The organism is Mycobacterium sp. M23085, assembly GCF_045343915.1.
Lineage (GTDB): Bacteria > Actinomycetota > Actinomycetes > Mycobacteriales > Mycobacteriaceae > Mycobacterium.
The window spans coordinates 1,875,017-1,901,307 of sequence record NZ_CP174280.1; the positions used below are offsets into that span (position 1 = coordinate 1,875,017).

At 65.9% G+C, this 26,291-nt stretch carries 26 protein-coding genes, 3 pseudogenes and 1 riboswitch; of the genes and pseudogenes, 18 read left to right on the forward strand and 11 right to left on the reverse strand.

Annotation, left to right across the window (positions count from 1 at the left end):
- Positions 1-21: 21 nt before the first annotated feature.
- Positions 22-672, reverse strand: coding sequence for an HD domain-containing protein (locus ACIUM1_RS08385; RefSeq protein WP_406816732.1), 651 nt, complete (start codon positions 670-672; stop codon positions 22-24).
- Between the two features lie 100 nt (positions 673-772).
- Here ACIUM1_RS08385 and ACIUM1_RS08390 point away from each other — a divergent pair, with 100 nt between their 5' ends.
- Positions 773-1,753, forward strand: coding sequence for a GlxA family transcriptional regulator (locus ACIUM1_RS08390; protein WP_406816733.1), 981 nt, complete (start codon positions 773-775; stop codon positions 1,751-1,753).
- Between the two features lie 3 nt (positions 1,754-1,756).
- Here ACIUM1_RS08390 and ACIUM1_RS08395 read toward each other — a convergent pair whose 3' ends face one another.
- Complete coding sequence (locus ACIUM1_RS08395) at positions 1,757-4,738, reverse strand: UPF0182 family protein (protein ID WP_406816734.1); 2,982 nt, start codon at positions 4,736-4,738, stop codon at positions 1,757-1,759.
- A gap of 74 nt (positions 4,739-4,812) precedes the next feature.
- Positions 4,813-5,835, reverse strand: a complete 1,023-nt coding sequence (locus tag ACIUM1_RS08400) for a PDZ domain-containing protein (RefSeq protein ID WP_406816735.1) — start codon at positions 5,833-5,835, stop codon at positions 4,813-4,815.
- Between the two features lie 104 nt (positions 5,836-5,939).
- Between ACIUM1_RS08400 and ACIUM1_RS08405 the strand changes: the two genes are divergently transcribed.
- The 3 genes and pseudogenes from ACIUM1_RS08405 (at position 5,940) to ACIUM1_RS08415 (ending at position 8,182) form a co-directional block, all read left to right on the forward strand.
- Complete coding sequence (locus ACIUM1_RS08405; protein WP_406816736.1) at positions 5,940-7,334, forward strand: zinc-dependent metalloprotease; 1,395 nt, start codon at positions 5,940-5,942, stop codon at positions 7,332-7,334.
- 36 nt (positions 7,335-7,370) lie between these two features.
- Positions 7,371-7,964 (forward strand): annotated as a pseudogene (locus ACIUM1_RS08410) (cyclodehydratase); the annotation flags it as partial.
- Positions 7,965-8,008: 44 nt separating this feature from the next.
- Positions 8,009-8,182: a DUF3761 domain-containing protein gene (locus tag ACIUM1_RS08415; RefSeq protein WP_406816737.1), complete on the forward strand. Its 174-nt coding sequence runs from the start codon at positions 8,009-8,011 to the stop codon at positions 8,180-8,182.
- A gap of 6 nt (positions 8,183-8,188) precedes the next feature.
- Here the strand turns inward: ACIUM1_RS08415 and ACIUM1_RS08420 are convergent, their stop codons facing one another.
- On the reverse strand, positions 8,189-8,425 hold the full coding sequence (locus ACIUM1_RS08420; protein WP_406816738.1) for a DUF2510 domain-containing protein: 237 nt from the start codon (positions 8,423-8,425) through the stop codon (positions 8,189-8,191).
- A 354-nt stretch (positions 8,426-8,779) separates the two neighbouring features.
- On the opposite strand from ACIUM1_RS08420, the gene ACIUM1_RS08425 reads away from it, so the two are divergent.
- The 4 genes from ACIUM1_RS08425 to ACIUM1_RS08440 all read left to right on the forward strand — a co-directional run bounded on the left by ACIUM1_RS08425 (position 8,780) and on the right by ACIUM1_RS08440 (position 11,331).
- Positions 8,780-9,565, forward strand: coding sequence for a hypothetical protein (locus ACIUM1_RS08425; protein ID WP_406816739.1), 786 nt, complete (start codon positions 8,780-8,782; stop codon positions 9,563-9,565).
- A gap of 144 nt (positions 9,566-9,709) precedes the next feature.
- Positions 9,710-10,003 (forward strand): hypothetical protein, encoded by a 294-nt coding sequence (locus tag ACIUM1_RS08430; protein ID WP_406816740.1) that lies wholly within the window; start codon positions 9,710-9,712, stop codon positions 10,001-10,003.
- Positions 10,004-11,062 carry a hypothetical protein gene (locus ACIUM1_RS08435; RefSeq protein WP_406816741.1) on the forward strand — a complete coding sequence of 353 codons (1,059 nt, stop codon included), beginning with the start codon at positions 10,004-10,006 and terminating at the stop codon, positions 11,060-11,062.
- A gap of 77 nt (positions 11,063-11,139) precedes the next feature.
- Complete coding sequence (locus ACIUM1_RS08440; RefSeq protein WP_406816742.1) at positions 11,140-11,331, forward strand: hypothetical protein; 192 nt, start codon at positions 11,140-11,142, stop codon at positions 11,329-11,331.
- Between the two features lie 604 nt (positions 11,332-11,935).
- On the opposite strand, the gene ACIUM1_RS08445 is transcribed toward ACIUM1_RS08440, so the two are convergent.
- The 3 genes from ACIUM1_RS08445 to ACIUM1_RS08455 form a co-directional block, all read right to left on the reverse strand.
- Positions 11,936-12,232 (reverse strand): hypothetical protein, encoded by a 297-nt coding sequence (locus ACIUM1_RS08445; RefSeq protein ID WP_406816743.1) that lies wholly within the window; start codon positions 12,230-12,232, stop codon positions 11,936-11,938.
- 7 nt (positions 12,233-12,239) lie between these two features.
- A riboswitch (SAM riboswitch) is annotated at positions 12,240-12,358 on the reverse strand.
- A 159-nt stretch (positions 12,359-12,517) separates the two neighbouring features.
- Positions 12,518-12,895: a DUF732 domain-containing protein gene (locus ACIUM1_RS08450; protein WP_406816744.1), complete on the reverse strand. Its 378-nt coding sequence runs from the start codon at positions 12,893-12,895 to the stop codon at positions 12,518-12,520.
- Between the two features lie 69 nt (positions 12,896-12,964).
- Positions 12,965-13,195, reverse strand: a complete 231-nt coding sequence (locus tag ACIUM1_RS08455; protein WP_406816745.1) for a helix-turn-helix domain-containing protein — start codon at positions 13,193-13,195, stop codon at positions 12,965-12,967.
- A 340-nt stretch (positions 13,196-13,535) separates the two neighbouring features.
- Here ACIUM1_RS08455 and ACIUM1_RS08460 point away from each other — a divergent pair, with 340 nt between their 5' ends.
- From ACIUM1_RS08460 to ACIUM1_RS08495, 8 genes and pseudogenes are all read left to right on the forward strand, one after another.
- Positions 13,536-14,666, forward strand: coding sequence for a hypothetical protein (locus ACIUM1_RS08460; protein WP_406816746.1), 1,131 nt, complete (start codon positions 13,536-13,538; stop codon positions 14,664-14,666).
- 57 nt (positions 14,667-14,723) lie between these two features.
- The gene (locus ACIUM1_RS08465; RefSeq protein WP_406816747.1) at positions 14,724-15,017 is read left to right on the forward strand and encodes a DUF732 domain-containing protein; all 294 of its coding nucleotides are present in this window, start codon (positions 14,724-14,726) and stop codon (positions 15,015-15,017) included.
- 385 nt (positions 15,018-15,402) lie between these two features.
- Positions 15,403-15,864, forward strand: coding sequence for a hypothetical protein (locus ACIUM1_RS08470; RefSeq protein WP_406816748.1), 462 nt, complete (start codon positions 15,403-15,405; stop codon positions 15,862-15,864).
- A gap of 59 nt (positions 15,865-15,923) precedes the next feature.
- Entirely contained in the window at positions 15,924-16,220 is a 297-nt protein-coding gene (locus ACIUM1_RS08475) for a hypothetical protein (RefSeq protein WP_406816749.1), read from the forward strand.
- Positions 16,217-17,944, forward strand: coding sequence for a serine/threonine-protein kinase PknH/PknJ (locus tag ACIUM1_RS08480; protein WP_406816750.1), 1,728 nt, complete (start codon positions 16,217-16,219; stop codon positions 17,942-17,944). The genes ACIUM1_RS08475 and ACIUM1_RS08480 overlap by 4 nt, the downstream gene beginning before the upstream one ends.
- A gap of 231 nt (positions 17,945-18,175) precedes the next feature.
- Complete coding sequence (locus ACIUM1_RS08485) at positions 18,176-18,715, forward strand: recombinase family protein (protein ID WP_406816751.1); 540 nt, start codon at positions 18,176-18,178, stop codon at positions 18,713-18,715.
- 49 nt (positions 18,716-18,764) lie between these two features.
- Positions 18,765-19,037 (forward strand): annotated as a pseudogene (locus tag ACIUM1_RS08490) (hypothetical protein); the annotation flags it as partial.
- 94 nt (positions 19,038-19,131) lie between these two features.
- On the forward strand, positions 19,132-19,407 hold the full coding sequence (locus ACIUM1_RS08495) for a hypothetical protein (protein ID WP_406816752.1): 276 nt from the start codon (positions 19,132-19,134) through the stop codon (positions 19,405-19,407).
- Positions 19,408-19,459: 52 nt separating this feature from the next.
- On the opposite strand, the gene ACIUM1_RS08500 is transcribed toward ACIUM1_RS08495, so the two are convergent.
- Positions 19,460-20,203 carry a GIY-YIG nuclease family protein gene (locus ACIUM1_RS08500; RefSeq protein ID WP_406816753.1) on the reverse strand — a complete coding sequence of 248 codons (744 nt, stop codon included), beginning with the start codon at positions 20,201-20,203 and terminating at the stop codon, positions 19,460-19,462.
- 88 nt (positions 20,204-20,291) lie between these two features.
- On the opposite strand from ACIUM1_RS08500, the gene ACIUM1_RS08505 reads away from it, so the two are divergent.
- Together ACIUM1_RS08505 and ACIUM1_RS08510 are read left to right on the forward strand one after the other, a co-directional pair.
- Positions 20,292-21,680, forward strand: coding sequence for a helix-turn-helix domain-containing protein (locus tag ACIUM1_RS08505; protein ID WP_406816754.1), 1,389 nt, complete (start codon positions 20,292-20,294; stop codon positions 21,678-21,680).
- Between the two features lie 631 nt (positions 21,681-22,311).
- Positions 22,312-23,067, forward strand: coding sequence for a hypothetical protein (locus tag ACIUM1_RS08510; protein WP_406816755.1), 756 nt, complete (start codon positions 22,312-22,314; stop codon positions 23,065-23,067).
- Positions 23,068-23,402: 335 nt separating this feature from the next.
- Here ACIUM1_RS08510 and ACIUM1_RS08515 read toward each other — a convergent pair whose 3' ends face one another.
- The 3 genes and pseudogenes from ACIUM1_RS08515 to ACIUM1_RS08525 all read right to left on the reverse strand — a co-directional run.
- Entirely contained in the window at positions 23,403-25,445 is a 2,043-nt protein-coding gene (locus tag ACIUM1_RS08515; RefSeq protein WP_406816756.1) for a bifunctional DNA primase/polymerase, read from the reverse strand.
- The gene (locus ACIUM1_RS08520) at positions 25,442-25,636 is read right to left on the reverse strand and encodes a hypothetical protein (protein WP_406816757.1); all 195 of its coding nucleotides are present in this window, start codon (positions 25,634-25,636) and stop codon (positions 25,442-25,444) included. Before ACIUM1_RS08520 ends, ACIUM1_RS08515 begins: the two co-directional genes overlap by 4 nt.
- Before the next feature lie 158 nt (positions 25,637-25,794).
- Positions 25,795-25,890: pseudogene (locus tag ACIUM1_RS08525) on the reverse strand (hypothetical protein); the annotation flags it as partial.
- Positions 25,891-26,291: the final 401 nt, after the last annotated feature.

Below are 26,291 nucleotides of genomic sequence, written 5' to 3' on the forward strand. Positions count from 1 at the left end.
GATTGGCCGCCACGCATTTCGCTACTCCGGCCAGCTGTTGTGCAGGATCTGGTCAACAAAGTCGACGCGCTCGAAGGCGGGATCGAAGTGGGCCAGCACGTCGGCATTCATGGTGCCGAAGGTGGTCTGCGGCCGGTGCTTCATGCCGTGGTAAAACGCCGCCACGATGCGCTGCTTGAATTGCGGGCGCGGGTGGGCGGCCGTCACCGCGGCCAACGCCTCGGGAGCCAACTGCTCGCGCCCGACGCCGAGTACGTCGACTTCCACCCCGGCCTGCAGCAGCGCGACCTCGGGAGCCAGGAACTCGGGCACGCCGGGGGTGGTGTGCAAGGCGATGCCGAGCCACACCTTCGCGGCGGCGGCGTCGTCGATGCCATGGGCCGTCAAGAAGTCCCGGGCCGCGTTGGCGCCGTCGACCTCAAAGCGGATCTGCGAGCCGCGGTAGCGCTCGGTCAGGCCGATGTCGTGAAACATCGCGCCGACGTAGAGCAGCTCCACATCCGGTTGCAGTCCGCGGCGCCGGCCCTGCAGCGCGCCGAAGAAGAACACCCGCCGGGAATGGTTGAAGAGCAACTCGTCCTCGGTGTCGCGGATGAACTCGGTGGCCTCGCGCACCAGTGCGGTGTCGGGTACGGGGATGCCGGCGATGGTGTCGATTGAGCCGGTGGTCATGTTCTCGTCTCCTTCCGAGGGACTGTTACTACGAGTGTGCGGCGGCACGGGCGAACCGACCCCGGGTGTTCTGGCCGTCCTGTCCACAGAACGCGACACAATGGCTTGCGTGGCTGCAGCCAAAGCGCGTACGCGGGTGGTGGTGATCGTCGTTTTCGACGGGGTGACCCTGTTGGACGTGGCGGGGGCGGGCGAGGTGTTCGTCGAGGCCAACCGGTTCGGCGCGGACTACCGGGTCAAGATCGCGTCCGTGGACGGGTGCGACGTGACCAGCTCGATCGGGGCCCGACTGGGCGTCACCGACAGCATTTCGGCGATCGATTCCGCCGATACCGTCATGGTCGCCGGCAGCGACGACGTGCCCGGTCGACCCATCGACCCTGCCTTGGTGGACGCCATTCGATCGGTGTCGGCCCGGACCCGGCGCCTGGCGTCCATTTGCACGGGGTCGTTTGTCCTCGCGCAGGCCGGCGTGCTCAACGGGCGGCGCGCCACCACGCACTGGCACGACACCCGGTTATTGGCGCGGGCATTCCCGGAGGTGACCGTCGAGCCGGACGCGATCTTCGTCCGCGACGGCGACATTTTCACCTCGGCAGGCATCTCGTCGGGCATCGACCTGGCACTGGCACTCGTCGAAATGGATTACGGGACAGAACTGGTCCGCGACGTGGCCCGATGGCTGGTCGTCTACCTCAAACGCGCCGGCGGCCAATCACAATTCTCGGTGTTGCTCGAAGCCGATCCCCCGCCACAGTCGCCGCTGCGACCGGTCACCGACGCGATCGCGGCAAATCCCGGCGCCGACTACAGCGTGAAAAGGCTTGCGGCCCTAGCATCTTTGAGCACCCGCCAGTTGACCCGACTGTTTCAATCCGAACTCGGGATGAGCCCCGCGCGTTACGTCGAATTGGTGAGGATTGATTTCGCCCGTAATGAACTGGAATCGGGCCGCTCGGTCTCCGAGACCGCCGGCATGGCCGGCTTCGGCAGCATCGAGACGCTACGGCGGGTCTTCGTCAACCACCTGGGCATCAGCCCGAAGGCCTATCGGGACAGGTTCCGAACGGCCTACGTCTGACAGCTATTTGGTGTTGTTGTACTTGGTGATCGCGTCGTCGAGTCGCTGCAGCGCCGCGCCGTAGCCGGCGAAATCACCCTTCTTCTGCGCGTCTTTCGCCGCGCCGATCGCCGCCTGAATCTCTTGTAGCACAGCGGCTTTGGCCGGAGACAGCGTCACCGATCCGTCGGAAACCGGCGGTGCGGCCACCGGTGGCGGTGCTCCTGGCGTCGCAGCCGGCGCCGGCGCGGTGGCCGGCGGACTCGCAACTGGCGTACCGGATTCGGTGGGCTGAATGCCCGTCGCCGCCGCACCCGCACCCGGACCGAACAACCCGGTCAGCGCGTCACGCACGGTGGGGCCGTACCCGATCTTGTCGTTGTACATCATCGCCACCCGGATCAACCTGGGGTACGACGACGCCGCGTCGCTGGCCCCCGGGGAGGCATACACGGGTTCGACGTAGAGCAGCCCGCCCTGCCCCACCGGCAAGGTGAGCAGGTTGCCCCACCGGATCCGGTTCTGGTTGTCGCGCCCGATCACGCCGAGGTCCTGCGACACCGCCGGATCCGTGGTGATCGCGTTGTTCGCCAACTTGGGCCCGTTGACCTGTCCCGGGATGGTCAGCACGGTGATCTTGCCGTACGTCGCCGGATCAGAGCTGGCGCTGATGTAGGCGGCCAGATAATCACGCTTGAACCTGTTCATCGCGCTGGTCAGCTGATACGACGCCGTATTGTCGTTCTTAGCAATGTTTTTCGCGACGATGTAGTACGGCGGCTGGTAGCTGCTGGCCGTCGGGTTGGGATCCAACGGCACGTCCCAGAAGTCCGAGGTGGAGAAGAACGTCACCGGATCGTTGACGTGATACTTCGCCAGCAGCATCCGCTGCACCTTGAACAGGTCCTCGGGATAGCGCAGGTGCTCGGCCAACTCCGGGCTGATGTCGCTCTTGGGTTTCACGGTGCCCGGGAAGACTTGCATCCAGGCTTTCAGCACCGGGTCCTGTTCGTCCTGCTGGTACAGCGTGACTGTGCCGTCGTAGGCGTCCACGGTGGCCTTCACCGAGTTGCGGATGTAGGAGACCCGCTTGTCCGGTGCCAGCTTGTTGAACGCCACCTCGTTGGAGTCCGCGGTCGCCGATTCCAGCGAGGTCAGTTCGGAGTACGGGTAGTTGTCCAGCGTGGTGTAGCCGTCGATGATCCACACCAGTCGCTTGTTGACGATCGCCGGGTACACCGCGCTGTCGGTGGTCAACCACGGCGCCACCGCCTCCACCCGCCGCGCCGGGTCACGGTTGAACAGGATCTTGCTGTTCGAGCCGATCACGTTGGAGAACAAGAAGTTCCGTTCGGCGAATTTCGCGGCGAACACGCTGCGCGACAGCCAGTCGCCGAGCGGGACGCCACCGAGCCCGGTGTAGGTGTAGTTCTTGGTCTCGTTGCTGGTCTCGTAGTCGTATTCGCGGTCGGCGCCGTTGCGGCCGACGATCGCGTAGTCGGCCGACGTGTTGGAAATGACCGGCCCGAAATAGACCCGCGGCTGATCGAGTTGTGCCGGACCGTCGGACACCACGCCGCCGTTGGCGCCGACGACGTTGACCAGGAATTCGGGGTAGCCGCCGTTTTGGTTGGGGTCGTTGGCGATTCCGCGCACGGTGTTGGCCGGCGAGGCGATGAAGCCGTTGCCGTGGGTGTAGACGGTGTGCCGGTTGATCCAGTCGCGCTGGTTGTCGATCAGCCGATCCGGGTTGAGTTCCCGCGCCGCCACCACATAGTCGCGCAACGCCCCGGTGCGGTCCTGGTACCGGTCGATGGACAGCTGGTCGGGGAAGTAATAGAAGTTCTTGCCTTGCTGGAACTGGGTGAACGCCGGGCTGACGATCGTCGGGTCGAGCAGCCGGATGTTCGACGTGGTCGCGCGGTCGTCGGCGACCTGCTGGGCGGTGGCCTGCGCGTCGCCGGTGTAGTTGCGATAGGTGACCTGGTCGGCGGTCAGGCCGTAGGCCTGCCGGGTCGCGGTGATGCTGCGGCTGATGTATTCGCTTTCCTTTTGCGCGGCATTGGGTTTGACGCTGATCTGCTCGACGATCAACGGCCAGCCGGCTCCCACGATCAGCGACGACAGCAGCAACAGGACCAGCCCTATCGCCGGAATCCGCAAATCTCTGAGCACGATCGCCGAGAACACCGCGCCCGCGCAGATCAGCGCGATCGCCATCAGGATCAGCTTCGCCGGCAGCACCGCATTGATGTCGGTGTACCCGGCGCCGGTGAAGGGTTTGCCACCGCGGGTGTGCGACAGCAACTCGTAGCGGTCCAGCCAGTACGCGATCGCCTTGAGCACGACCAGCACCCCGACCAGGGTGACCAGCTGGATCCGCGCCGAACGGCTCAGCGCACCGGCCCGACCCGACAGCCGGATGCCGCCAAAGATGTAGTGCGCCAACAGGTTGGCCAGGAACGCCAGGAAGACCGCGACGAACAGGTAGCTCAGCAGCAGCCGGTAGAACGGCAGCTCGAACGCGTAGAAGCCGAGGTCCTTGCCGAACTGCGGGTCCCTGATGCCGAAGTCGCTGCCGTGCAGGAACAGTTGAATGCGCACCCAATAGCTTTGGGCCACGATGCCGGCCAGCAGGCCGACCGCCACCGGGATTCCGGCGCTCACCAGCCGCAGCCGGGACAGCACCAGGGCGCGGTAGCGCGCCACCGGATCGTTGTCGTTGCTCGGCACGAACACCGGGCGGGTGCGGTAGGCCACCGCGAGCCCGGCGAACACGATGCCCCCGACCAGCAGACCGGCGATCAAAAACACCACGAACCGGGTGACCAGCACGGTGGAAAACACCGAGCGGTAGCCGAGCTCACCGAACCACAGCCAGTCGACGTAGGCGTCGATCAGCCGCGGACCCGCGAGCAGCAGAGCGATCACACCCAGTGCGATCAGGATCAGAATCCGGCTACGCCGAGTCAGCTTCGGCATCCGTGCGGTGGGCCGCATCCCCACTGGCTACGCTCCCTGATCGATTGCTAGACGGTGACAACTCTACGCATGGCACTACCTGTGATCGCCACGGTTCGCTAGCAGCTTGGCGGCTGCCCACCCGACCCGATGGCGTGCAACGCATCCACTGCCTGGGCGAGCGTCTCGACCTTGACCAACCGCAGGCCGGACGGATTGTCCGTGCTGGCCTCGTAGCAGTTCTTCGCCGGCACCAGAAATACGGTGGCGCCGGCCGCGTGCGCGGCGACCATCTTGTGGGTGATGCCGCCGATCTGGCCGACTTTGCCGTCGGAGGAGATGGTCCCGGTGCCCGCGATGAAGTTCGACTTGGCCAGGTCGCCGGTGGTCAATTTGTCGACCACCGCCAGGCTGAACATCAGTCCGGCGGACGGCCCGCCCACATTCGCCAGGTTGAAGTCCACGGTGAAGGGCGCCCACGGCGCGTCGAGCACCGCGACGCCCAAAAAGCCGTAGTCGCGGTCCTTGTTGGCGCCCAGCGTGATCTGTGCCACGCCGGCCGGCTCATTCTTGCGGCGGTAGTCGATCGTCACGACCTGGCCGGGCTTGGTGTTCTTCAGCAATCCGGTGAACTCGTCGACGGTGGCCACCGGGACGCCGTTGACCGCGTCGATGGCGTCACCGGTCTTGAGCTTGCCCGCAGACGGACCCGGCTCGGGGACCTTGGCGACCGTCACCGCTGCCGGATATTTGAGGTAGCCCAGGGCCGCATAGGCGGCGCTGTCCTCGGACTGCTTGAAGTCCGCGTTGTTCGCCTTGTCGACGTCCTCCCGCGACTTGCCCGGCGGATAGATGAGATCGCGCGGCACCAGCTGTTCCTGGTCGGAAAGCCACAGCGTCAGCGCCTCGCCCAGCGTCAGATCGTCGCGCTGGGACACCGTGGTCATGTTGAGGTGGCCGGTCGTCGGGTGCGTCTGGGTGCCCTCGATCGCCACCACCTGCTTGCCGTCCACCTCGCCGAGCGTGTCGAAGGTGGGCCCGGGGCCCAGCGACACGAACGGCACCGTGACCACCGCCAGCAACACGCCGAACGCCAGGATCGGCACCAGCGCGACCACCAAGGTCAGGATGCGCCTGTTCACGCCGATCACACTAGACGGCGCTCGCGGCGCGGTGTTCAGCCACAACGTCCGGTGCGGAGGGTTCAGCTACAAGCTGACCCGAGGTCGCGCCGTCTGACCTTGTGGTGAGTACCGTTGAGGGTATGGCTGACCTGCCTTTCGGCTTCTCCTCCGGAGACGACCCCGACAAACACGGGAAAAAAGATCCCGATTCGGGCTCGAACCCGTCCGACCCGTTCGCGGCCTTCGGCATGAGCGGCGAATTCGGCATGGGCGACTTGGGGCAGATCTTCACCCAGCTGGGTCAGATGTTCAGCAGCGCGGGCACTGTCGGGCCCGGCGGATCCGCGTCGGGACCGGTCAACTACGACTTGGCGCGCCGCGTTGCGACGAATTCGATCGGCTTCGTGGCGCCGGTCCCGGACACCACCAACTCGGCGATCGCCGACGCGGTGCACCTGGCCGAGACCTGGCTGGACGGGGCCACGGCGCTGCCGGCGGGCACCACCAAGGCGGTGGGGTGGACACCGGGCGACTGGGTCGACAACACGCTGGAAACGTGGAAGCGGCTGTGCGACCCGATGGCCCAACAGATTTCGACGGTGTGGGCGGCTTCGCTGCCCGAAGAAGCCAAGAGCATGGCCGGGCCGCTGCTGCAGATGATGTCGCAGATGGGCGGCATGGCGTTCGGCTCGCAGCTCGGACAGGCGTTGGGCCGGTTGTCCCGCGAGGTGCTGACGTCGACGGACATCGGTTTGCCGTTGGGGCCCAAGGGGATTGCCGCGGTAATGCCCGACGCCGTCGAATCGTTCGCCTCCGGGCTGGAGCGGCCGCGCAGCGAGGTCCTGACGTTCCTGGCCGCGCGGGAGGCCGCCCATCACCGGTTGTTCAGTCACGTGCCGTGGCTGGCGAGCCAACTGCTGGGCGCCGTCGAGGCATACGCGATGGGCATGCAGATCGACATGTCCGGCATCGAGGAGCTGGCCCGCGACTTCAATCCGGCGTCGCTGTCCGATCCGGCCGCTATCGAAAACCTGCTCGGGCAGGGCGTTTTCGAGCCCAAGGCAACACCCGCGCAGACCCAGGCGCTGGAACGCCTGGAAACACTGCTCGCGCTGATCGAGGGCTGGGTGCAGGTGGTGGTGGCCGGCGCGCTCGGCGACCGGATTCCCGGCGCGGCCGCGCTGGGCGAGACGATGCGCCGCCGCCGGGCGAGCAGCGGCCCCGCCGAGCAGACCTTCGCGACGCTGGTCGGGCTGGAGCTGCGGCCCCGCAAGATGCGGGAGGCCGCCGCGTTCTGGGAGCGCCTGACGGAGGCCGCCGGGATCGACGCCCGCGACGGCATCTGGCAACACCCGGACCTGCTGCCCGACGCCGACGACCTCGACGAGCCGGCGGGCTTCATCGACCGCGTCATCGGCGGTGACACCAGCGGAATCGACGAGGCCATCGCCAAACTCGAGCGCGAGGGCCAGGGTCCCGACGGCCCCGGACCCGACAGCGGCTCTGTGGATAACTGACGGGAGTCGTCGCCGTCGCCGTGACACAGTTGCGCGGTGACTCAGCGGTGTCAGGCCGTCCTTTCCAGCTATGCGCTGGATCCGGCGTTGCCGGTGCTGCTGCGGCCCGACGGCGCGGTCCAGGTGGGCTGGGATCCGCGCCGCGCCGTGCTGGTCCGCCCGCCCGGCGGCTTGGCCGCGGCCGAGCTGGCCGCGCTGTTGCGGACCATGTGGTCGCCGACCCCGCTCCCCGAGTTGCGGCGCCGCGCGCTCGAGCGCGGCCTGACCGACGCCGACGGTCTGCGGAACCTGGTCGCGCAATTGGTCGATGCCGGGGTCGCGACCGAATGCGGGCGGCCGCGCGCCCGGGCGGCCTCGGTGCGGATCCACGGCCGCGGCCCGCTGTCCGAGCTCTTAATGGAAGCGCTGCGCTGCTCGGGCGCCCGGATCGCACACAGTAGCCAACCGCACGCAGCGGTGGCGGCCGACGACGTCGACCTGGTGGTGTTGGCGGACTTCCTGGTCGCCGACCCGCGGGTGGTGCGCGACCTGCACCACCGGGGCGTCGCGCATCTGTTGGTACGGGTGCGCGACGGCATCGGGCTGGTGGGTCCGCTGGTGATTCCCGGTGTGACCAGCTGTCTGGGCTGTTACTAGGGGGAAGTACACACGGCCCCAAGGGGTCCCTTACCGAGTTGGCGGGAGCCCACACTTTTCCCAACCGGCGTGATGTCGACAATCAGTGCCGACTATCGCCGAATTCCGACAGGTCCCACGGTGGTGGGCTTGAGCTTCCATGTTGGGATGGGACCTACACGCACTCGACGCATCGCCAGGGCGCGTGCTCCCACCACGGTGGCCTTGCGTGAATTCCGTCAGCAACGGGGGCGCGTAGAGGGCGTCCACGCATCACCATCGAAGTAGCGTTCGACAGTTTGATCTTGCTGGTCGGGGTACCAGCCGGGCACGCTCGCACTGGGCACGCCGGAGACTCGCTGACCCTGGGGCACTTTGGGCTTGGCCAGCTTGACGATCACTAGAACAATGCCGCTGATCACCGCTACAATCACGGCAAACAGCAGCAGCAGAATCACCCAGTGCCACGGGCTCATCATCCCCACCCTTCGGTTGACCGGTTGAAGGCTACTCCCAGCCGTGGGGGCGGGGCGCCATCCGGGGGCCCTTGGTGCGCGAGCGGTGCCTGCTCGACGCCCCCGCGGTTCAGTCGCTGGTCTGGTCGGACCGGCCCACCTGCCGGGTCACTGCGGGCCGCCGGTTCCTCGAGCGGTCTCGGATGAACGCCTCAGACCAGAAGGACGAGGGCCTGCACTAACCCGGCACGCCTGGGATAGGACGGTCGGACGTTCGCCGTACCATCCGACAACGTGAGCCCTAGCAACCCCCTCGCTTGGTACCTCGAAATCTGTCGTGATCGTGTAAAGCGCGCAGCGGAAACCCGGCGGCAAATGACCGATGGGTGGAACGAGTACATGGGCGCGGATGAACGACCGCGCCAATTCGACCTCGCCAAATCCGATACGGAAGCTAACACCTGGACGTTCTTCGTCAAAACTCATGTGCCCATGCCGGTCCGGTTGAGCACCCTGTTCGGCGAATGGCTGTACCAGCTCCGAGCGGCGCTCGACGGATTCGTCTTTTACCTCGGTGTGCGCGACAGCGGGCAGAACCCGCCGCCCGCCGAGCGCAGCCTCCAATTCCCCGTGATGCTCGACTCCGTGAAATACGACGGCACCGACCACCGCGGAAAGCTGCAAGCGCTATCGGATACGACATTCGGGCACCTGCGTTATGTACAGCCGTTCAACGCGCACCCCGACCACCGCGCCAATGTCTTGTGGTGGCTGGAGGAATTGGCGCGCATCGATCGGCACCGTCGTGGACATGCTCTCGCCCCGCATATCGTCAAATCGCGTATCGGACTGAAACCACCGCTGCGACTTATCAGCCAACATCTGCCGCAGCTGGCCACGCAGCGCGTACCGATCGACGAGTGGGCACCCATGCCAATCATTGACTTCGAGGCTCCGGCGGACTGGGAGGTATTTCAGGTCAGGGAGCATATGGACATCAGCGACGCCTTGACGAACGAAATCGACGTCACGGAATGGGCAGCGGGCGCCGCTCCGCCAATGAGTACGGTCGACCTCGGTCGACGGATGACGATCTGCGAATCATTCGTCTTGAATGGCCTTATCGACCCCGTGGCGACCGGGAACATCAACCCCCAATAGAGGAGATCCGGAGGCGCCCCTCACGCGCACGGTCCGCGACCGTCCAGCCTCTAACGCCGCCGCCCACTCCTTAGAAGGCGCCCATGGGCTACCCAGCGGCCCGTGAATAGCGATGAACGAGCAAGCTGCATAAACTTGCGCGGTATGGCGCAGGATACATTGCAGGTCGTCCCCGCGGAGCTAGAAGCTACGGCTGGCCAGTGGGAGGCGCTTAGCTCCCAACTGGCGGGTGCGCCGCCGTCACCCGGACAACCATTCCAGGCCACCACGGCTGCCGTGAACGCCGTCAACGCGGCGATCGGCGTCACCGCAGCGTCCTTCACCGCGCGGACGCAGGAAACCGTCGCCGGGGTGACGACGGCCGCCGGTAACTACACCAGCCAAGAGGCCACGTCGGCGTCCGAGATCGGCGCCATCACCGGCGTGACGGTGGTTTAGATGCCCGCCACCCTCTCGCAGATCCAGGCATGGAGCACCGAGCACCTCATCGACGCCGCCGCCTACTGGACCCAGACCGCAGACCGCTGGGAAGACGCATTCCTGACGATGCGCAACCAGGCGCAATCCATCATCTGGCACGGCGCTGGCGGCGACGCACTGCGGCAACGCACCGCAGCCGATGTATCCGTCGTCAGCGGCAAAGCCGACCAGCTGCGGCAGGCAGCCGGGATAGCCCGCAACGGCGCCAGCGACATCAGCGCGGCCCAGCGGCGAGTCCTCTATGGCGTCGAAGACGCCCAGAACACGGGATTTACTGTCGGAGAAGACTTGTCGGTCACCGACACCCGCAGCACCAGCCCGGCGGAACGCGCCACGCGCCAAGCTCAGGCGGAAGCGTTCGCCGCTGACCTCCGGTTGCGCGCCGAGCAACTCGACGGGGCCGACACCAAGGTTTCCGGCCAGCTCACCGCCGCTACTGCCGGTCTCGGCGGCGGTGGGTTTCCGCAGAACTCGACCTCCGATCATGGCGGGCAAGCGCAAAGCAGCAGCGGCAACGGGGGGCAGCCACAACCCGGCCACACCGGTGGGCCGCCACAACCTGCAACCACCAACCACAACGGCGTCCAGTTGGTTGACTTCACCCAGGACAATGCCGCCGGGCCCAATCCACCGCCTTTTGCGCCATGGGACACCCCGGATGGGGCGCCGCCCTCACCGATCCAGCCCGGGGTCATTCCCCAGTTAGAACAGAGCATGACCGCGCCTCCAGCGCCTAAGCCTGGTCCGCCCGCATCACCGCTGCCCAGCCCCTCGACAACCCCACTGCCGAACCCGGCGGCCGCTGCACCGACCGCCGCCGCGCCCGCCAAACCCGGATGCAGCATTTACGACGCGACGAAGGCCCTCCTAGAGCCTGTGGGCGGCACGGTCGCCATCTTGACGGCCGTTCCCGAGGGTGGGACCGGCGTAGGGATCCCCGTTGCTCTCGGTCAAATCGCCCTCGGTACGGCGGCGGTCGCCGATGGTCTGGACGCCGCCGACAAATGCCTACCTTGATGCCGCCAACAGCACACACTGGACGGGTGACTGGCATGCTGAATCCCAGGCACGCCAACGACAGGGAGGACGCGCGCGTGAAGAGGAACCCCCGGTACGGCCTCCCGCTCTACGCGGCGATGTCAGTCCTATTCCTTGCCCTGTTCGTGCTGAACGTGTGCACCCACGGCACCGCCCTGGGCCTGGCCAGCACCGGGGGCCTCACCGTGTTGATGGGCTACCTCGCCTACCGGGCCTGGCTCGGCAAGCGCCGCATAAACCAGCAGTAGACCTACAACGCCACGTCGCCCAACCCGACCCCGGCGTTGATCTCGACCGGCCATTCGCAAGCCCACGTGTGCTCGCGCGCTTTGGCGGACTGGTTTTCTTCCGGGCTGGCATTTGCCACCGTTCGAGCATCGGTGCGGGGTGAAGGCGACGTCCAGCTCGGAAGGTGAAGTGCGAAGGTAGGCGCCCCAACCTACGCTCGGCACGTGCGCGATGTCGTGACCATCGACTCCGAGTTGCGTTTGGTGGCGCTTCTTCGCCGCGCTGCGCAGGAGCGGGGTGGTCCTCTGCCGTCGGTAGACGTGGCGGACGCCCTGCTGGACGAGCGCCGTGAGCTGACTCGACAAGTCGCATGGGAGTCAGACGGGACACGGCCTTTAAAGCGCAAATCAAGTGCAGGTGCGAACTCCGGGAACGGCATTTAGGCACCGGAAATCGGACAATTAGGCGTGTGGCGTGGGGTTTTGCGTCGACAAAGCACGCGCGGTTATCAAACCTTTTTCAAATATCCGGCCAGCAAGTACCACGCATCTAAGTCAGCCCGTTTAGCACAAAGCCAGACAACGCGCACCGGTAACCGCGCCGGTCAGGAGCTAACCACCGGTCTTAGGGGTGCCCTTCGCCGAGGTTCCGCGAAACCCATAGGCAGCTGAGGCATACCCTCACCGTCTGCGCCCGCACCGGCGACGCGTGGTGGGTGACGACCGCGGTCACGTGGGCCTCTTTGCGCCCCCGACGTGGGCCGGTCGCGAGCCACTCGTGCCGGGCCTGCTGGCGTTTGGCGAACAAGCCCATGCACATCTCGGACGTCTTCCACTTTCCGTACCAGTGCGCCGTCGAACCAGGGTCGGCGAATTGGGGGTACATCACGCGCCAGTAGTGGCGGTACGGCTCTTCGTCCATGGTTGGTGCTCCCGTCTTGACCGGCAGCGTTCCCTGCCAGCCCGGGCCTTCTCCGAAGGGCACCGTGCCGGGTGGCGCGGTTGCCGTTCGCCCACGTTCGGAGGCGTGCGGGCGAATCTCTTGGCCGTGATTAATGGTATCGAGACGGGTGACCGGGGCAAGGGTGTTTTGTCCGTTCGGCTCTGAGCCGTGAGGCGGATGGTGCTCGCGGTCACTGTCGCTGCCCTTTGAGCCGCTAGCCGCATCTCGCCACGTCGCCGGAAAAGGGGGCTTGTCCGGTCATCGTCAGACCGTTCCTCCCTGGTGCATCTCCCCTCCCGCGGGGGCGTGCTCCCGGGCTGTGAACTGGGGGCACAAGAACTTCACGGAGTCGGCGACGAAGCGCAGGGACTGGGCGACGTCGACCTGATTGGTCTCGCGGAACTTGGCGGCGATCTGGTCGTCGTTCCAGTCGCTCGCGAAGAAGCGATCGCAGACCCATTTCCCGTTGGCGACGAGGTCGTGGTCGGTACCGGCCATCCCGTCGGCCCTGGTGGCGGCCACGAAGTTAGCCTCGTCCGTCACCGCGCGGGCGGGGCTGCCGCCCATGCCGAGGGCCAGGAAGAACAGCAGGACACCAAACAGGGCGGCCACTTGGCGGCCGCGGCGGTCGATCCGCTTCACGGCTGAGACGGTAGCGAACCAATGTTCCAACCCGAAGCAAATTGAAAAGTCCGGAGGCGGGCGGCAGCCTTAGTCCAGACGTTCGATAATGGCCTGGAGCGTTGTGCCGATGGCCGCGGCGACGTGGCGGAGCTCGATGACGTCCAGTCGGCGTTCGCCCGACTCGTACTTGCTAACGAACGATTGGGGGACGTCGAGCCGCTCGGCGACGTCGACCTGGGTGAGTCCAGCTTCCCGGCGCAACTCCCGCAGCAACGCACACAGCTGCTGGTATTCCACCGAGTAGATGGATTTCTCCACCCGGACAGCGCACATTCGCGCCTCTGAATATCCCAAGTTGGGATATTCTGGCTCCCGCCCGGCCCGGACGCCGTGACCTCGAAGAATCGGAGGGCAAATGATGCTGAGCACCATCGCTGCGGCAGCTGTCGCGTTGTCGTTGGTCGGGGCACCGCAGGCGCCGCAGGGATGCCCTGCGAACTGGGTGGCGAAACCGGACCCCACCTGGCCGTACCACATGGGGTGCTATCCACCAGATCCACCGCCACCGCCCAACGGACACTTCCCGCCGTGCAACAGCGTCGATCCCCGATTTTGCCCAGGGTTGTGGAACTGAAGCCCGATCCGAGAATTACCCCGAATGAAATCATCAACCTATAAGGCGATCGGCATCATCGCTGCCGTTATCATGATCGCCTGGTCGGCGGGTTGCGCGACCCATAATTACAGATGGTCTGCATTTCCGCACACGATGGGCTGCGCAGTTGATACGTCGCCTCCGGATATGCCACCCGAGCCGAATCCGCCTCCACCTGGGATCGTCAATACGTATCCACCGGATATGGCCCGGGCGAAGCAGGCGAGTTTAACCCATCCAAGCGACCAACTGGTGGCACTTTCCGTCGAGTTTGGTCAGCCGCCAAAGCCCCAGAGAATGGGGTACGTGATCGAACTGATGGGCTCGAATGGGCACAAAGGCAGCATCACGATTTTTTCGTCACCCCCCGACCCTGGCCCGGCGGAATGGGTTGCAGGACAGATGGATCAGAGCATGGAGGACCTTCAAAAGGGCCTGAACCATGACCCGAGAGCAAGGCATAACCCTTCGAATTTGCTGACGTCGGTGCGAACCGATGGCAACGTCGCACAATTTGTCGTTGACCTCACGGGGCAATCAGAATTGCTAGGAAACGGCGACTTCAGGCCCACCATCCGAATTGCGCCCATTTCGTGGGATGTTCCACCGACTGCGGATCCCCTTGTGCTTTATTACCAGCAGTACTGCCGCTGGGACACCCCGGTGACCGGCCAATCTGATCCAGGTGTCGAGGCCACACCCGCGCCTGCGAATCCTGGGCTAGCCGCACAACCGCCCCCGACGACCTACGCTCCGACGTCAGCACCAAGCTCAACAGCACAGCCCTACTGGGACGGTCCGTGGCTGCGGAATTATTCGGAGGGCGACCAAGACTGCAATAGCCGAGGCCTTGACTATTGGGTTGTGCAACCGGGCGGCGCCACCGGAATGTACGCCCTCAAATTGGGCTGCTTCCCCCAGAACTGGGTTAATGCCCTCAACGGTCATTGCCAACAGCAGCCTTTTCTACCCGGCGGACAATGCGCGGTATGGGATCAAAACAGCATCATGAGCACGTTCGGAAAACGTGGCGATCTACTCATCGTCGCGCTCACTCGAGGCTGCCTTGACCGTGCCGGGCTCACAGGCTTCCACGAAGGGCCGCTTCACCAAGACTGCGTAGTGCATCCATAGGAACCCGCACCATTTCGGAAAGGAAAGACCGTGAGGCTAATTAAGGCGTCGTCGGCCATGGCCGTGTCCCTGGTGTTGCTATCCGTCGGTACGGCCCACGCCGACAGCAATGACGACGACTTTGTTCGGCAGTCGAACAACGTCGGGGTCGCTGGGGCTCCCGCGGACTTAATCCGTATTGCCCACCAGGTGTGCCAGGGTCTCGATAGCGGAAATTCTCCGGACGCCATCGCAGATGCTCTCGTCTCTCAGCTGGGGTTGCGATCGGATAGGGCAGCGATGTTCGAGGGGTTTTCAGCGACCCACTACTGCCCGAAATACGGCAATCTGCAATTTAAGAACCCCCATTAGGGGATTGACAAGCTGTGCGGACTACCCACCCCGAGAACGCGATGGTCCAAATGAAAATCACGAATCCATTAACCAGAGTCGTTGGTGCTCTGGCAACAGCCACAACCGCTACCGCGGCACTGAGCGCCGCGCCCGCCCGTGCCCATACGTGCAACAACGGTGGTGTCAAACCCGGCGGTGGTTCGAGCGACTGGTACCAGCGCCAGGGCGGGGCGTGGCAGTACTATCCGCCGCCCACGTTCGACCCGAACAGCGGCGACGGCATCGGCCCTGATCAGCCCATGCCACCGGCATGCATCCGGTTCCACCAACCGTGCCCGCAATGATGACACTCCGGTGCCTGGTCTCGTGCGGACACCGACATTTGCTCGCTAGGCCCTGCACCGTGAAGCGGATCGCCATTGTCGCCGCAGTTGTCGCCGCACTGGCGATGGCTGGGGTACCGGTCGCCCACGCCGAGCAATACGTGAGGACCGAATCGGGCAAGGTGCGCTGCGATGTCCAGGCCGACAAGGTTGGTTGCCAGTACCTCCCGGGCTTCCCACAGGCCCCCGTTGATCCCCCGCCCCCGTGTCCCCCTCCTCCCGGAACCTACTTGCGCTGCGGCGGGGAGGGATTTCACTGGGACATCGCCAACGTGACGGCGGGCGGGGCGTTCTCCTGGATGAACGGAAACCTCGCTGCGGGCGGGAGCGCCAGCCCGCAGAACGACGTCGTCCTCAACTACGGCCAGACCTATCGCCTGCAGGGCTGGACGATCTTGCCCAACGGCGACGGCACCCGCTTCACCAACGACGGCACCGGCCACGGCATGTTCGTCAGCATCGAGAACGTTGCACCGTTCTGATCTCCTTTCTGGGCCATCGCGATCACCACGATCACCGCGTCACGACAAGGGAGTGCGAGATGACTGCCGAATCCAACCCGAAGAGCACGCCGACTGGTGCGCTGATCGTCAGGAACGTGTGCCTCGCTTTGGGCGGTGTCGCGTCCGTGGTCTGGTTCTGCGAGCGGTTCTTGATGACGGTTACCACCGTCGATGGCATCGACTGCCGCAGCCAGTACGGAGTTCCCCGCACTGAGCTCGCAGCGTGTGCGGTCGCGTTGGACAATTACCATCATGAGCTGGGCCTGATCATCGGTTTGGCGGCTGTATTCTTCATCGTCGCCGTCGTCATCCACCTGACCGCGAAGCGCGCATGAGCCAGGCTTTGCCGTTGACCAACGGGCAGACCTTCGCCGGGTACACGATCATTCGCCTGCTGGGGTCCGGCGGGATGGGTGAGGTGTATCTCGCTCAACACCCACGGTTGCCGCGTCGCGACGCATTGAAGCTCCTTCCCCACGAGTGGTCCGGGGACGCCGAATTTCGTTCCCGATTCAACCGGGAGGCCGACCTTGCTTCGACGCTCTGGCATCCCCACATCGTCGGCGTGCACGACCGCGGGGAGGAGGACGGTCGGCTGTGGATTTCGATGGACTTCGTCGACGGGCTCGACGCGGCCCGGCTCATGGCCGATCGCTACCCGGCCGGGATGCCGGTCGAGGAAGTCGCTCGCATTGTCACCGCCGTCGCCAGCGCGCTGGATTACGCACACAAGCAGGATCTCCTGCACCGTGATGTGAAGCCAGCGAACATCATGATCACCCACCCCGACGACGAGGACGGACAGCGAATCCTCCTGACCGACTTCGGGATAGCCCGCAACGTCAACGACATCAGCGGGCTGACGAAGACCAACATGACCGTGGGTACCGTTGCTTACTGCGCTCCCGAACAGCTCCTGGGCGAAGACGTCGATGGCCGAGCTGATCAGTACTCGTTGGCGGCCACGGCATTTCACCTCTTGGCGGGTTCGCAATTGTTCCCGAGTTCCAACCCCGCGGTCGTCATCAGCCACCACCTCAATGTGCCGCCACCCGCGTTAGCGGACCGCCGACCGGCACTCGCCAAATTCGACCAGGTGCTCGCCATCGGGCTCGCCAAGCGGCCCGAAGACCGATTCAAACGGTGCTCTGACTTCGCCCGCGCCTTTAGCGAACAGATCAATTCGGACGGTCCGCCAACACTTTTGGCTCCGACCGCACGAGCACCCAGGCCTCGCCCCACAGCGGGCGCCGCTAATCGACACGACGGCCTAGTCAATCCTGGGAAGCGATGGAAGCGGCCTTGGGTCGCGGTCGTCGCCGTCGTTGCCGTGGCGCTCCTGGCCGCCGTCGGTATCACCGGGTACCTCCGGCGCCAGCCCTCCACCATCGCGCAGCTCCCCACCACCAGCACCACCACCGCGCCGACCACCACCCCGACCACCGCACCTCCTGTCGCCGCGGCCGCACTGGACGGGCTGCTGCTCAGCCCCGACCAAATCAATACCGCGATGGGCGCCACCGGAATGACGGTCGCGGGAACCTACACCACTATGGATGACCCCAGCAATTTCGCCGCGGACAAGGCGGACAAGGCCTGCCTACCCTTGATCTGGTCGGCGCAGGCCCCCGCCTATGCCGCCAGCGGGTTTAGCGGCTATCTCGGAAAGTGGCTGCACGAGCCCGCAGAGTTCGCCGATTTCGTTCACGCCGTCCATCAGGACGTGGTGTTGTTTTCCTCCGCTCATGACGCGGAGGCGTTCTTCACCGCGTCTACCCAAAGCTGGCTCGCATGCTCCAACCGGCAGCTCACCCTCAACGTCCGCGCTGGCAAACCCGCTCAGGTGTGGACCGTGGGACCGGTCTCCAACACCAACGGCATCCTCAGCACCACCACAAACATTGCCCCGCCTTACCGCTGGGATCGCTGCCAGCGGGCGCTGACGGTGGCCAACAACGTCGTCATCGACGTCAACGCGTGCAGCAAAAGCCAGTCCGACTCTCAGGCCGACGCCGCGGTCAACATCGCGCATCAGATTGCCGCCAAAGTACCCGCGTAGCGAAGTCACGCGACCATTCGTCCCGATAACCGCTGCAAAGCAGCTTGGTGTGTCGAAATAGACCACATATGCAGCGCGTGCGGCAGCGGCTTCGCCGACGAGGTACTCGCAGGTGGCGGTGTTACATATGTTTGCACCAGAAATACCTGCTACATATGCCGTGTTGCTCGCTTTATGCAACAGGCAGCGCCGGGGACGACCAACCCGGGACAACGAATCGGATACGTCAGGGTGAGCACCGTCGCCCAGACCCTCGACCAGCAGCAGCAAGCCCTGGCGAAAGCCGGGGTCGCCAAGACCTTCTCCGACACGATGTCCGGTGCCCGCGACGATCGCCCGGGGCTGGCCGATCTCATGGCCTACGTGCGCGAGGGCGACACCGTCGTGGTGTGGAAGCTCGACCGCCTGGGGCGCAACACGCTGCACGTCCTAGAGACGGTCAGGGCCCTGACCGAGCAGGGCGTCACCCTCGTCTCCATCACCGACGGCATAGACTCTTCGACCCCCGCGGGGCGCATGATGATCGGCGTGCTCGGGTCGCTCGCCGAGTACGAGCGCGAACTCACCATCGAGCGGACTGCGCTCAAGCGAGCGGCGTCTCGCGCAAGCGGCACACGGTTCGGGCGCCCCAGGAAGGTGGACGACCCACTGCACATTGCCACCGCGAGACGGATGAAGGCCGACGGCCACACGGGCAAGGCGATCGCGAAGTACCTCGGGGTGAGCCGGACGACGCTGTACCGCTACCTCAACGCCGACAGCGCCGCCTGAACTCCCTCGGGCCTCTCCGACGTCAGTGCGGTCTTGCATACTGCTGGCCATGACGGACGCGGCAGAAGAGAGGCCTTACGACAACTGGGCCAAGTATCGGTCGGCGTGGTGGACGCGGTACTTCACCGGCGAGCTGGCCCACTTCTGGCCCCCGCAGCGCGGCCAGCCCGAGCCGGACAAGGACAACTACCGCTGGGTGTCGCGCAGCGACGTGTTCGCCATCGCCGCCACCGAATCCGACCACCGCGAGCTGCACACCGCCGCGGCCGCCTACGTGTGGGGGCTCGGGAAGAACGCCTACTCTATAGGTTGGCTGGTACGCGCCTTCACCGCCAACGTCGACACCGTGGAGAGCAACCTGCGATTGGCGGCGTCGATCCTGGTCGAGGGCGGCGCCGTCGCGGGCTTACGGGTCGATGCTGGCGGGCGGGCGGGCGCAGACCAAGTTCATGGGCCCGGCCTACTTCACCAAGTTCCTGTTCTTCATCGGCTACCAGAATCCCGCGGTCACGGGATTGCGCCCGCTGATCCTCGACAAGCGGGTGGCCCCGGCGCTTCGGGGCCGAGAAGTGTTCGGCCCAAAGGCTGGCGACTCTGACTGGCCCAGCAGCCTCTACGAGCGTTATCTGACCTACTGCCAGCAGGTGAAACCCCGACGATCCCGAGGCCGTGGAGGCCGAGCTGTTCAATGAGGGCCGCGCAGCCGACGCCGACGCCGGAGACGATGCCGAAGATGCCGGTTAGCTACATGAACGAGCGGCGGCGCTTGAAGGCTGCGATGTCCGCCTTGGTCAGCAGGAACCATTCACCGTTTCGGCGCCGGTCTTTGAATCGCTCGTGCCAGTAGCGTTCGATCCCCACGGCGTCGTCGGTCTCGATGGTGTGCACAACTTCCAGCTTCTCGGGGAGCTGTAGCCCGATCTCGTAGGCGCGTCGCCCGTGAGAGTTCGACCGACCGACCTTGTGATACTTACCCGACCTAACTAGGTAGACGTATCCCGGCACTGGCTGCTGTGTGTCAGGATCCTCGGCCTCGTCGAGCACCGCTGGTTCGTCCGCCACGGCGGGGAGCAGAGCGGCGACATCGGAAAACTCGGGCGTGTGTTCAGTGAAGTCGCGGAGCCGGTCGATCTGTTTTGCCCGGGTGCCTAGGCGTTTTGCAAAGGTCGTCGCACTGGATAGCGCAGGGGTGAGACGGCCCTCCATCCGTATATGGGCCTTGGTGGGGAAGCGGCCCAGCTTGCGGGTCAGCTCGGCCAACTGCCGTAGTAGGTGATCGTCCTCAAGGCGGGCGAGCCCGAAGGCGTTGGGTTCATACCCCGCTTCGCGCACGGCGTCGCTCCACGTGAGCCACAACCGCCCCTGGAACAGGTAGTCGGGGAACCCGGTCTCTGCGACGAATCGTTCCTTGCCAACTGGCACGCCGCCGTTCTCCTCAGCGAGGCGCCGTATCGCCGAGACGACCGTCGCCTTGTCCACCGAGTCCATGCCGGGATCGTAGCCAGCGGCGACGACGTACTAGGTGCAATTTCGGTGGACCCGATCTGTCGGTACCCCGGCGTAAGCTGCGTCCACCATGAGCTTGAGCGACATCGGCACGACCCGCGCCCTGCGTACCGACGAGGAGCTGCTGGGGCTGGTGGAGGCCATCCACAGCTCGCCGCCGACCGCGCAGGAGACGAACTGGCTTGAGTGGAAGAGCAGCCTGAATCTCGGCGTCGTCGAGGGCCGGTTCGCGGTGGCGAAGGCCGTCCTCGGGTTCGCCAACCGATCGGTTGCTGAAGCACAACGTGCGTGCGAGGGCGTGTCGTACATGGTCGTCGGCGTGGAGCCGGGCAGCGCTGCGGGCGTGGCCAACATCGACCATGCGAGCCTCAGCCAGGGGCTGAAGACATATGTGGACGGCGTGCGCTGGTCGTTGCACTATGTCGAGTTGGTGGGCGTCACCGTGCTGGTGATCGTGATCGAGGCTCCCCGGAGCGGTGACCCGATCCACACGTTGCAGAAGACGTACGACAAGTACTACGCGGGCACCGTGTTCCACCGCGGGGCGGCACAAACAGAGCCAGCGGGACCGAAGGTTATCGCGATGTTGCAGGGGCGCCTCCTAGAAGGGCAGCGTGAGCCCGAGTTGGACCTGAGATTCGACACGCAGGCTGAACCGCTCACCCGGCTGAGCGCCGACTCCGAGGAGATCGAGGACTGGCTGCGGCGACATGAGGCCCACATCCGCGCTAACAGCGGGCAACCGACGCCGCCTGCGCCCCCACCGGCGAGCAGCGAGACGTCTCCCTTCTCTCAGCTGGGCAGTCTCGCGGGCTTGGCCAGCAGCCTCAGCGCGAGTTCGATAGGCGCGGGCGGTCTGTTGAGAAACACGTACAAGCCGGAAGACGCCGAAGAGTTCGAGCGCCGCGTGGAGGACCACCTCGCTCAACTCAGGACCGGCCTAATCGACCACCTACTGCGGGGCGTCGTTCAGTCTGATGACAACAAGGTCACTTTTGCCGTCGGCAACGAGACCGACAATTCGGTCACGGGCGTAAAGCTCACCGCGACCGTCCCCCAGAGCAGTGTGCTGGTATACGGCGCGCCACCGGCGGCCTATCCGTTGCCGCGGCAGATGCCAAAGTGGCCCGACCCACTCGACAAATGGGTGGGCAACCTCGCGCCACAAGTGCTCGATAACTTTCACGACTACGACTTCAGCCGCGATGGCGCATCCGTGGTGGAGAAGGACAACACGTTCGAAGTGACCTGGGACATTGGCGACCTCCGCCCTGGGGAGTGGTCACGCGCCCTCACCTTGACCGTCGTGGCCGGTCCTAGTGCACCCGAGAGGCTAGAGATCGAGCTCGTTGCACGATCTCTGAGCCACCGCCGAACCGCGAGCTCGAACGCAACCGTGACGGTGAGCTCGAGGACCTGGACGGTTGACGACTGGTTCGACGCCGAGCCCGGTATGTAATCCCGGCGGGCTTGGGGCTCGCGGGTCGGGCGATGAGAGACGTCGCGCGTTACGAGCCGGTGGCCCGGCTCAAGCCCGGTCGCACATGGCATAGGCGACAATGATGATGACCACGCAGCGAGGAAGGCCGCCACGATGACTGAGTCGACGCAGGCCGAATTGGCCAAAGGGTCGGCCTTCCGACGCGACGCCAACAAAGGCTGGTCATGGTCCTGGCAGCGGCGAGGTCGCCACGAGTACCGAAAATGCCTGGTGCACATGAGTAATCCCGACCACCTGGCTCCGAGCGTGCCTTCGCCTATCGCCGCGCCGCCCCTGCCGATCTCCCGCCGGTATCTCGCTGGAAGGCCTAGGTTCGGCGGTGCACCGCGTACGGGTGACCGTTGATCGCAGGCGACCTGTCACACCCGCCGCCTAGCCTCGCCCTACGGCTATCCCCAACCTGGGACTGACCGCCGAACAAGCCGAGGCGCTGTTCAACCTCGCGAACAGGGGCGTCCTCACGCGCATCGACGAGCGCGGGCGGCGCTGCGGCGACCTGTACCAGTGGGGCCTGCACCCGCACCACGCCGAACCCGGGAGCCCACTCGCCCACGACGACGCCGCCTTCGCCGCGGCGTACCCGTTGACGTTGGCGGGACCGCACCCCGTCACCGAACACGCGATGTTCCCGGCGATGAGCGCGGCCGAGAGCCTGAACACCACCGGGGTGCTGGTCGCGCGCCGCCGAACGCACCGGCAACCCCACGTGGCCGAGGTCCTGCAGCTGTGCCGGGTGGCGATGGAGTCCGCGGCCCTGACCATCTGGCTGCTCGGCGACGCCGACCGCGCGGTTCGCCGAGACCGGTGCATGTCCGAGGAGATGGAGCAACTGGAACAACGACGCCGGTTCCTCGTGATCTCCGAATGGGACGAGGACAACCGCCGCACCCCCTATCCGCAGCAGCTCCGCAACGCGAACGCCGAACACCGGCGCAAGTACAACGACATGCTCGACAACGCGAAGGCTGCGTACGCCTTCGCCAAGACGCCGTCCTTCACCGCGATGATCAGGTCGTCCGCGCAGTGGGTCGATGCCCACGTTCCGGCGCATGACACCGGGGAGATCGCCGCCAACCCACTGGAAGGGGCCGCGCGGTCGTTCTACTCCTACGGCTCCAGCTTCATCCACGGCTACAAGTGGATGACGGAGTACGCCCGCGGCGGCACGGTGTTCACTTTGATCGCCGACGCCCTCGCGGTCTCGCTGAACATGGTCGAATGCGCGGTGTGCCTATTCGAGGCGGCGTCGCGCCCGCCGGGAGGCGCTCGCCCCGCGGAGTCGTACGTTCCCGAGCGGTTCGAGCCGACCATCGCCGCGTGGTCCGCGGACCTGTTCGGCGCGTAGAACCTGACGGGCGCCACCGAGGTGCCTACGGGGTGTCGCCGAGCCCCGTAGCGATGGAGACCCGCCCGGCGTAGGCGGGCCGCGGCGCGGAACTCTGGATCAATGCGCTCCTTTTGTTTTTTGGTCCCGTTCGTTCCCCTGCCCCTAAAGGGGCAGTGGGGAACGTGAACGGTTGTCGTGATTGCTTTCCGTGATCGGTGCGTGATCGCTTGACCTGCGGCTCTAGCGGGACCGTGAACGGACGTGGTCGCTTCGTGAACGTCTTCGTGATCGACAGCGCGCGTGAACGCTTTACCCGCGGTTTTGCAAGGACCGTGATCGGCGCGTGAACGGAGTCATGTCGCCACCCACCTCGTCGCGATGCCGCCTTCGGAGCCTCCGGTTGTGCCCGGGATGCACTCGAGGCTGCCTGCGCGCGTCAGCTTGTTCAGCTTGCGGCGGGCCTTCTCGATCTCGTTCTTGTCCGGGGTGAGGTTGTCGAACATCACCGCGGCCACTGCCCTCACGGTTATGCCCTCGTCACCGGCCTCCTTGGCAAGCGCGACCGGGTCGGTGCTCGACAGGATCGACACGGTCCCGCTGTCCTCGTCGTGTGAGAGCATCAGCGGCCCGACCTCCTCGGCGGGCTGCTTAACGTGTCGGAATCCGACGAGGGGGTCGCCCGGCTGGCCGGTCAGCATGATGATCGAGCCCGCTCCGCTGGACAGCCACACCGAACCGAAGACGTCGGCCACGCCGCCGCTGGGCTTCTTGGTGGTGTGGTGAAGCTCGACCAGCTGGACGTCGCGGTTCAGCAGGAGCTGCCGGGCCCGGTTGTATCCGGCACCGACGGCGTCGTCGGCCAGGCCCGTGGCGGCGTCCTTGAGCGAATCGAGATACACGACGCTGGCACCGGCACGCTCGGCCAGCCGGGCCAACAGCGGCGGGTCGGCGGCGATGTCGGCGGGCGGCGGGCCTTTCCAGACCACCAGCCGCTCGCGCAGCGCGTCGCGATGGCGATCGTCGAACTGCCGGTGCAACGACCTGGCGATCTGTTGGGGACGGTCCATCGCCAGGTAGAGGATCTTGCCGGACACCGGGGCCACCGGCAGGCCCAGCACTTGGTCCCCGAGATCCCCGATGCCGCCGAGCTGGGCGCTCACCAGCATCCCGGCCAGCGTGGTCTTGCCCACGCCCGGCAATCCGCAGATCATCAGCGACTCGCCCTCCGGCCACAGCACGCGCTGGCCGGTGCCCCACAGCGCTGGGATCTCGTCGGGCACGTCGAGCACGAACGAGGCCCCGTCGGTGAAGGTCCACGCGTCGCCAGGACCCACGTCGCCGTCGGCGCGTTCGGCGACCTTGGCCGAGGACGCGGCGACCAGGGCTGCGGCGCCCTCGACGGAGCGCAGGAACTCGGCCTCGGCCACCGGGTGGGGGCGCGCGTCGCCGACCTCCAGGACGTAAGCCACGTGCAGCTGGCCCAGGGCGCCGGGCACCCCGGCCCGGCCCGCGGCGTGCAGCCTCATCAGCGCGGCGACATGGTCGCGGGTGGTGTCATACCGGTTGCCGGTGCCGTTGGTCAGGTCGGTCATCGCGCGGTCGAGCCGTGCCGCGACGACGCGGTCCGGCGGTGCTCCGTCGTCAGGCAGGGCGATCAGCCGCTGGTACAGCTCCTCGTTGATCCTCTTCCGCTGCGCCTGGGTGCGGTTGGGCGCTGAGCCGTCGAAGGCCTCGTCGCGCGCCGCGTCCCGGCTGAGGTGCTCGATCCACGCTGGTGGTAGCTCGGGCAGATCCCCGACCCGGGGCACCTGCCCCTCGTGGAGCATTACTCCCTCAGGCCCGTACCAGCGGTAGCGGCCCCCAGTGGGGTGAACGGAGGGCCACGCCGTGATGTGGCGGTGGTGCGGCTGAACGGTCTCGACGTCGCCGATGCCCAGGTCGCCGAATTTGACGACACCCCGAAACCGCACGCCCTCGGGCACACGGTAGACGCGGATGCCGCTGACGGCATCCCCACCGCGAGAGCTACTGCGGTAGGTGGGAGGCAAGGCGCCCCAGCATCGTTCCGCCTCTTCGAGGGTGCGGCCGCCGGTCTTGCCGTCGTAGGCATCCACGTCGACGCCGACCACGCCGTAGTTGACCCGCAGCATCAGGTTCGCGTCGGCGGGCTGGTCGGTGCACCACGCGGCGATCTGCTCGTCGGTGGGCCACGCGCCGTCGTTGCCGGTGAAGCCCGCGAGGTGAGGTACCTTCTCCCGTGGCGGCAGCGGCAGCACACCCAACCAGCCAGCATCTCGATAGAGCTGAGCCGCGCACCCATAGCCGAGCACGTCGCCCGCGGCGGTCCCAGCCGGCCCTGTCGCCTCGGCATCGTGCCGCGCATTGCGTTCGGTCATGACGCGGCCTCGTCGTGGTCGCGGCCGGGGTGGCCCCAGCAGCGGTAAGCGCGCCCCGCGTCGACGAGTCCGACGGCGGCCGGGTCGAGGCAGCGTCGACCGCGGTCGGTATGGGGGCCCGCGCGGTGCTTGTCGAATGCGGCGACGACCGTGAAGGTTTCGTGGCAGGCGTCGCAGTGCGCCGTCTTCACCCCTCCCCAGCGCGCCTCACATCTCGCACAAGCGGCCATTCCGGCCTGAGGGTTAGAAACCTGAGCGACTTTTCCGGCGGGAGCGGTGTCAGCACCGCCGGGACGGGCCGTAGGTTGGGCCGCCGCGTGACCTCCGAGGATGTTCGAGTTCGTCATCGTCACGACGCCGCCTCAAAGACGGACCTCCGGACGGGCCGGAGTAGCTCGCACAGCCTGACCCGCTGCTCATCGGTGAGTGGGGGCGCTTCGGCCAGAATTAGTTTTACGTACTCGGCAATCGCCGCATGGCGGGCGTGTTCGGATGGGCTTAGCCCCTTTTTGGGCATGGCAATGCAGACCTTTCTGGTCTGCAGGCGCTCTACCCTGCGGTTGGTGCCACGCGTGCACCTCGTAACCGACTGAGCTTGCTTTTAAGATGTCGCCCCCATGCTACCTGGGCGGTGGGGGGTGACCGCACGTTACCCGCACGGTGATCGATCCCTCTCCGAGGGACATGCCCGGACCTCTCCGGCGCGCCCTAGTGGTCAGTTGTTCGAGTTCGCTGCCCGCCGGGAGCGTGGGCGGTCCGCACGGGCACCGGCCCTCCTTCACCCACCTACCCCCGCTGGCCTGACACCCGGGGCATCCGGGGTCGTACTCGTACACAGCAACCTTT